The sequence below is a fragment of the Bacillus sp. JJ664 genome (genome assembly GCF_036962205.1).
GTDB lineage: Bacteria > Bacillota > Bacilli > Bacillales > Bacillaceae_G > Gottfriedia.
Window position 1 is genome coordinate 1656 of the sequence record NZ_JBALMS010000201.1, and the last position, 7969, is coordinate 9624.

5 protein-coding genes are annotated in these 7969 nt (G+C 32.8%); all 5 read right to left on the reverse strand.

Annotated elements, in window-relative coordinates; genetic code table 11:
- Positions 1-54 precede the first annotated feature (54 nt).
- Positions 55-1767 carry an FTR1 family iron permease gene (locus tag V7056_RS20160; RefSeq protein ID WP_499704171.1) on the reverse strand — a complete coding sequence of 571 codons (1713 nt, stop codon included), beginning with the start codon at positions 1765-1767 and terminating at the stop codon, positions 55-57.
- A 9-nt stretch (positions 1768-1776) separates the two neighbouring features.
- A complete protein-coding gene (efeB, locus tag V7056_RS20165; RefSeq protein WP_499704172.1) occupies positions 1777-3027 on the reverse strand; it encodes an iron uptake transporter deferrochelatase/peroxidase subunit in 1251 nt (416 codons plus the stop codon).
- 1 nt (position 3028) lies between these two features.
- On the reverse strand, positions 3029-3877 hold the full coding sequence (gene efeO, locus V7056_RS20170; protein WP_499704175.1) for an iron uptake system protein EfeO: 849 nt from the start codon (positions 3875-3877) through the stop codon (positions 3029-3031).
- 161 nt (positions 3878-4038) lie between these two features.
- The gene (locus V7056_RS20175; RefSeq protein ID WP_499704173.1) at positions 4039-5346 is read right to left on the reverse strand and encodes a D-arabinono-1,4-lactone oxidase; all 1308 of its coding nucleotides are present in this window, start codon (positions 5344-5346) and stop codon (positions 4039-4041) included.
- Between the two features lie 320 nt (positions 5347-5666).
- Positions 5667-7940 carry an AAA domain-containing protein gene (locus V7056_RS20180; RefSeq protein WP_499704174.1) on the reverse strand — a complete coding sequence of 758 codons (2274 nt, stop codon included), beginning with the start codon at positions 7938-7940 and terminating at the stop codon, positions 5667-5669.
- Positions 7941-7969: the final 29 nt, after the last annotated feature.

Sequence of the window (7969 nt, forward strand, 5' to 3'; positions counted from 1 at the left end):
CTAATATACATTAGTCGCCATTTTCTTATGTTGTTCTCATCAAAATAGAATCTACTAAGCAGAGATCGATTGTTTTTTATTGCCGATCTTTGTTCCTACAAATAACCAAATCACAAATAGTATTAACATGATTTGTGGTATTGCACTTTCAAATGAAGGATAAATCCCTATTTTAGGTATAGTTGGTAGTTTAGTAGACATGTGGTTTGGTAAATAACCAATCCCTTGTAGCGCATGTATACTTTGCCCAATAAATTTAAACGTCAAATAGTAAATACATAAACTTGCAATTAAGAAAAATGGTTTTAGTGGTATTAGTTTACTTCCTTTCAACAGGATATAACCGATTACGATTAGAATCAATATACCACCAGCAAATCCAATAAATAATTCTTTCATTGAGATCGATGAACTCATCCCTATGTAGAATACTACTGTCTCAGCGCCTTCTCTAAATACTGCAAAAAATGATAGTAAACTAATTGATAGAATTCCACCGGCAGCTAAAGCAGCTTGCGCCTTTTCTTTCATAGATTTACCATACTCTTTTTGATTCGATTGTTTATGCAACCAAAGACCAACTGTTAGCATGAAGACAACAGCAATTAGACCGGATACCCCTTCAATTAATTGATTACTGATACCAGCGGAAATTTTAGATAATAAGAACTGGAATAATGCACCCGCAACTAAGCTTGCTAGCACCCCAAAGGCACCACCAATGAAGATCCATTTACGAGCACCGACTTGATTATTTTTTGAAACTAGTGCAAGTAAAGCAGAAATAATAATCAACGCCTCTAACCCTTCACGAAAAACAATTGCTCCAGCATCAAACATTGAATACGAATTTTTTTCAGTAGCCATATTCAAGTTTGTTTGAATCTGTTTTAATGTTTTCATCGTTTGATCAGCGTTTGGTTTGTCGGATATTTGTGATAAAGCGATTGTTGTATCATTTTCAATTTGTTTGTACAGTTCCATTGAATTAGCTTGAACAACAACTTCAACATATGGCCAATCTTGAACGAACTCTGTAAATGTATCTTGTGCTTTTTTTGGTTCATCTGAATTGATATTCTCAATCGTTCGATCAATTAAACCAATTGCTTTCTCGATACTTACCTCTTTTTTTGAATCCGTTGTTGGATGATTTAAAACATCTATTAATTTTGTTAAGCTACTTGTTACTTTCTGACTGTCCTGCTCAGATGAAAATAATGCAGATCTAGTCGTGATCATATTTGATTCAATTGCACCGTAGAATCCAGCATTTGCTTTTCTTAAATCATTCTCGATTTTATACCATTCAACCTCGAACAATTTATATTGTTTTTTTGCTTCAACCCAATTTGAATCAGTTGAATAAGACTGAACTTTTTCAAGATGGAATGTTAGTTTCGTTAAATCAAGTTGAGAGAGATCTTTCGTAACATTCGTATTTTTAATCCAATTTTCGGTCTCAAAAGCAATTTTACGGATATCTTCAGTAATAGCCGTAATATCATTACTTTCTAAATCTTCAAGAGCACGATTTACAAGGTTATTTAATTGATCCGTTTTCTTTTCATTTTCAATTAAACTTTTTATCGATTGTAAATCCGCTTTCACTTTATCTTTTTCCCCGTTTTTAACTTCAGTTAAGGAATTCCCAATATGTGAAAGTACTTGTTCTTGAACATCAGTTTCTGCAAATATTTTTTGAATTGGACTATTCATGAATAAGATAAATAGTAAAGTTATAAAAAGCGTTGTTATTTTCTTCATTGTTGTCACCTAGATTAAACCTTCTCCGATATAACTGCCTTTCTTTATACCACCAAAACATGCAAAGACAGCACTGCCATTATGTTCAATATATTCATTTAATAAATCCATTTTCGCTAATTTTTCTTGTAAAGGTATGAATTGCTTCTCAATATCTTGTTGGAAACTAACAAATAATAATCCTGCATCTAGTTTTCCTGTTTGAATATCTAATCCATCAGTATATGAATAAGATCTTCTTAAGATTTTCACTTTACCATTCCCTCTAGCTAAGGCAACATGAGAATCTGCGGGAATCATTAAATTACCATTTGAATCTTTTTTCTTTACATTCAATTCTGCAAATTCGTCCTTTTCGCCAAGTGGTGCACCTGATTGTCGATGACGTCCGAACGTAGCTTCTTGATCATTTAATGTACTACGATCCCATTCCTCAACACGAATACGAATTCTTCTAGCCACTAAATAAGAGCCACCAGCTAACCATGATGGCGTATTATCATTTTGAATCCAAACATGTTTATTCATTTCATCTTTATCTTTCGGATTTGGATTTGCAGTACCATCTTTAAAGCCCATTAAATTTCTTGGCGTGCTTCCAGATGGATCCGAGCCCCCTGAACGTTGGAAACCGTGTTGCATCCATTTTAATGAAACAATCCCACGGCCAATTCGAATTAGATTACGTAGTCCATGAAATGCAACTTGTTGATCATTCGCACAAACTTGAACTGCAATATCTCCACCATTCCACTCTTCTCTTAAATCGTCACCTGGAAAATGAGGCAAATCCTTAAACTGGCTTGGGCGTTTTGATTGTATTGATAATTTATCAAAGAAACTAGGACCAACACCAAATGTGAAAGTCAGTTTCATTGGTTGAAGTCCAATTGCTTCTCCCGTATCTGCTGGAGGAGAAGACAGTACATCTGAATCTCCAATCTCTTTTCCTTCACTTAGAGTGGCTGCCGCTTCTGTCCATTTTTTAAATAAAGTTTTTATCTCATTTTTTGATGTCGTTTCTAGTTGAAATGATGCTAAGTACATAAAGTCTTGAGCAGGCGTAGTAATCCCTTGTTGGTGCTCACCATAAAATGGTAGCAGTTCACTTGCATCCACTTTATTTGGCGTAAAGAAATTAGACACTTTATCAGTTGCAGCCTCTATTCCAGTTGCACCAATTAATAATCCCGCTCCTCCAACACCTATTAACTTTAGTGCATCTCGTCTTGAAACTTTATTCGTTTCTAAGTTTGACATATTAATTTACTCCTAGTGTTGAGCCTACTTGAGAAATCGGTTCTGCAAGCGCATCAACTTGTTGTGCTAATTTCTTCACTTCATCTTCTTTTAACTTCGTGTAATCGATATATTGTTCACCATTTTTATATGAATCTAATGAAGCCATTAATTCGTTAAAGCGGTTATCAATTGTAGTCGCTAATTCAGCATCTTGTTCTTTTAATTTTGGTAAAACTAGTTCAATGACTTTGTGTGAGCCTTCAACGTTTGCTGCAAAATCAGCTAAATCTGTATGTGAGTAGCGTTCTTCCTCTCCAGTAACTTTTGAAGAAGAAACTTCATTTAATAATTCTACAGGACCTGTCACAAATAGAACTGGATCAATTTCAACTGTTTCTACTTTCGCACGTAGATAATTAGCGTCCGTCATTAATTGTTTCGTATATTTTTCTAGACCTTTTGTTGTTTTATCTACCCATAATACTTGTTCAATTTTATGGAAACCAGTCCACTCTTCAGCTGGTACGTCACCTTCACGTGCATCAATTTTTGGATCTAAATCACCAAAAGATTCTGCAACTGGCTCAATTCTTTCAAAATAAGATCTGCTAATTGGATATAAACGTTTTGCTTCTTCTATATCACCTGAATTGATTGCATTAACGAATAATTGAGTTGATTTTACGAATTCTTCTGTTTGAGAAACGACAAAGTCACGATAACTATTAATCTCAGTATCTAGCTTTATTTTTTCTACTACATTTTTATCCTTTTGAACTTTACTAGTTTCTTCAGTTTTTTGTGAGCACCCTGCTACCATAAGGCTTGTTGCAATTGAAAGTGCGATCAAAGTTGTTTGCTTCTTCATCATATTTTTCCTCCAGAATGAATCATACTCTTTATATTTTATAATTTAATAAATGTATTGAAAACCATTATCATCTAACATCATATTATAGTTGATAATAATTTTCAATCAAAATTTCAATAAAAAATGACAGCAAGTCTAAACCTCCTGTCATTAATACATTATCCTATCTTAAATAACTTCCCTAAATATGCATTAACAAATATGTTTTTTTGATCAAGTTTACTTCTAATTTCAAGGAATTGTGATAAATGAGGATATAGTTGATGCAATTGTTCTAATGTCATGTTGTGCATTTTACCCCAGTGTGGACGTCCACCATAGCTTTGAAGAATTTCTTCAACCCGTTTGAAATAATCCTGATGTGGCATACCTTTATACATATGAACTGCAATATATGCAGAATCACGTGCTGATGCCGGACTAATCATAAAATGATCTGCTTTTACAAATCTACATTCAATTGGAAAATGAACATTGAATTTATTATTCATAATTTCTTCTTGAATTTCTTTCGTTGCATCAACCATCTTTGCTTTTGGAATACTATATTCCATTTCATTAAATTTTACATCTCGAACTGTAGAAAACAGTTGAAAACTCGGTCCAACCATTCTAGAATTTGGTACATTCTTGGCACTTAATCTACTAATCATCCTACTAGTTTTAGGTATATTTCTACTAATTTCACTTAAGAACCAAAATGCTTTATTTTCAATAGTTGCTATTTTCCATTTCTCGAACTTAAATGAATGATTTTTTGTTCTAGTTTCATTCATTAGTTTTACTTGTATATTTTTTGAATATGGAAACATATAAAATTCAAAATGCTCATTTTCTTTTTTCATTTCTTCAAGGCGATGATATAAATCTTCTGTATGAATTTTTTTACTTTCATAACGATACGTAGTAGCAGGCTTTATTCTAATTTTTATTTTTACTACAATCCCAAGTAACCCTAGTGAAACACCGATTGCTTTAAATAAATCTATATTTTGTATTTTCGAACAAACTAACACTTCACCATTCGGTAAAACAATCGTTAATTCTTCAATTTGTGTGGATAAAATTCCATGCTGTTCACCAGTACCATGTGTACCTGTTAATAATGCTCCAGCAATAGATTGAACATTAATATCTCCTAAATTTTCTTGGGAATAACCAGACTGGTATAATTCTTGCCCAAGTCTTTCTAATTTTGTTCCAGCCCAAACTTCAGCAATTTGTTTTTCTTTATCAATAGAAATGACACCTTGTAATTGGTCTAGAGAGACGAGGAAATCAGTTGTGGATATTAGCGGGGTAAAGGAGTGACGTGAACCTACTACTCTTATTTTCTTATTTTCTATATTAGCTTTTTTTACGATTGATACAACTTCTTCAATCGAATTTGGTGTAAAAATATGTTGAGGATTAAACTTCACACTACCAGACCAATTTTGCCAGTAACCGCTTTTCATGGGAAACACCCCTTATCTCCTCTGTATGTTGTAAAAAAGTGGATGACTTCGTTTTGGCAAATCACATTCAATTGAGAAGAATGTTATCTGTTTAAAAACTTGTACATATCTTATAGATTTAGTAACTACTAGAATATTTATCGATTTGACTACATTGCAATATCATTTGTTAAAAACTTCAAAACCAACAAGCTCATGGCATAGACAAGCTTCGCAATTCTGACTGTTCAACTATTTACACGCCTATCCCGTTGCAATTTTTTACTAATTTATGCAAAAAATCCATGTAAAAGAATAAAAAAATTACATGGAATTTACTCCATGTAATGTTAATAATCTATAAACCCTTTTAATGTTCGGATTGTATTGGGACTATTTAATCTAGCAGTAAAAATAGACTGATTCATCGTTTGGTGACAGTAAGGATGTCCATACCAAAGGATTTCATTATCTATGATAATAAGTGGTTGAACAAATTCTTTTTGGATAAATTTCCACTTTTTTTGATTTTCATAACTAGACTCACTTATGAAAGTGATCGGAACGTCAATTTCATTTAATAGTTTTCGAAATTCATTAGACATTGAAGATAAATTCGGCATCGATACAGTTAGATTTTTTTTGATATTTTGAAGATCATTTATAAATTCTTCGTTCCATTCAGATTGATCATTTGGAAAGAATTTCAATCTTTTAGAAATACTATGTGAAAAAACTTTTTCAAATTCATTCTTTTCTATTTTATATTCATGTTCTAGTTGATATTCAATCAATTTCCGAACCGTTTTCTCTCTATTTGTCTTGTTCTTCATAAATGGAATATCTGTTATGTGAATAAATTTACCTTTTGCCCTCGTTAAAGCAACATTAATTAAGCGATCGCTATTTTGGTCCGTTAAGATATATCCTGGAGAATATTGTGGCTTTGTATCGACCGTATCAAACACGATTACATCACATTCGGAACCTTGAAATCGATGAACTGTAGCAATTTGAATTGGCAACTCTTTATATTTTGTTTTACCTATTATATCTTTATGGAGTTCAGTTATTAGTTTTGATTGCGCTCTATACGGTGTTACAACGCCAATTGACTTAACTCCATCTATTATACTTGTGAGCATACATTGTATGGCGATCATTGCTGAACCTAAATTATATCTAGAATTAGTATTTGAATCTTTGAGTGCAGATGTGTTTAAAAATTGCGCGTTCACTAAACAATTTGCTTTCATCGGAAATGGGCGGTGTTTTGAAATCTCTTCCCTCTTTTTAACAGTAGGGTGATCAAATACTAAAGAATGATAGATTTCCTTATTCGTAAATCCTGAAATATTTGGATGCATCCTTCTTTGTTTGTTCAGGAGAACTAGATTTTCTAAACTTTCCCCGTTATTAATTTTTTGCACGATTCCTGCATGATGAAATAAATCTTCCTGAAGCCATTTTTTTACATATTGATTTTGATAGCAAGTTGCAATTGGCGGTAATTGTTTAAAATCACCACACACTACGATTCTCTTTCCTAATGTCGCTGCAAATGCAATTTGTGGTGTATAAGCCATACTAATTTCATCAACAATGACCAAATCAAATTGTCGCATGTAGATTAATGGATCGATTGAACACTTTGATAATGTAGTACCTACTACCTTCGCTTGATCAATCAATTCTTTTTCTTTTTCACGAATCTCACCACGAAGCTTATTCAACTTATTTTGGATTTTACTTAACTCGTGTAAGTCACCCCTTGAAGCAACTCCTCTTTTCGCTTTTCTAATCATCGCAGATTTTCGATTATCTAATTTTTCTAACTCTACTTGAACAGACTCATCCTCTACCTCTACAAGTTTTGATGAGAGAATATCATCATGTTGTAGGAGCACTTCATCTTTTGTATATCCGTAGCGGACAATATCTCCACTTTTCCATTTGGCATTTTCTTCAAGCTGAGCAATCACATTTTTCATTAATACATCAACAGCAGCATTTGAATGAGCGATGACTAATACTGATTTATTCTTTTCATAATGTTTTAAAATCATATTCGTCAAATTATAAGATTTACCAGTACCCGGTGGACCCCAAATATAGGTAGTTGCATTATAAAATGAACGATAAATACATTCCTTTTGTATCGAGCTTCCTTCTTTTAATTTTTCAAGGTGCTTTGGCTTTGAATTTGCATTCATTAGTCTCATTATTCGTTTTTGTTTATCTCGATAATCTTTTATTTCATCTAGTCTTTCTATTAGTTGATCTAGCAACTCCCAAGGTTCACTGAATAATTCTGCGTATGGAATGTTAGACTTAAGATTTTCATTTATCTTTATTTCTAATTGTAACCCTTTACTGGAAAGGATTTCGCCTTGATAATCTTGATTTTCAATTTTTATCCTAACTGGCGTTCCATCTGGAACAAATATCTCGGAATAAACAGTAAATAATACAACTGTACTTTGACCTATATCATATAGGGGTGTACCTCTTGTTAATAAATGTCCTCTACCGCCATGAAATTTTAAATAATTCCGCTCTGCTTCCAACGCGATTTGCCATTCTTTTATTAATTCTTTCACATCGATTGTATGTTTCACTTGCATATCTTTCACCTAATTTGTTTTAAATTCCA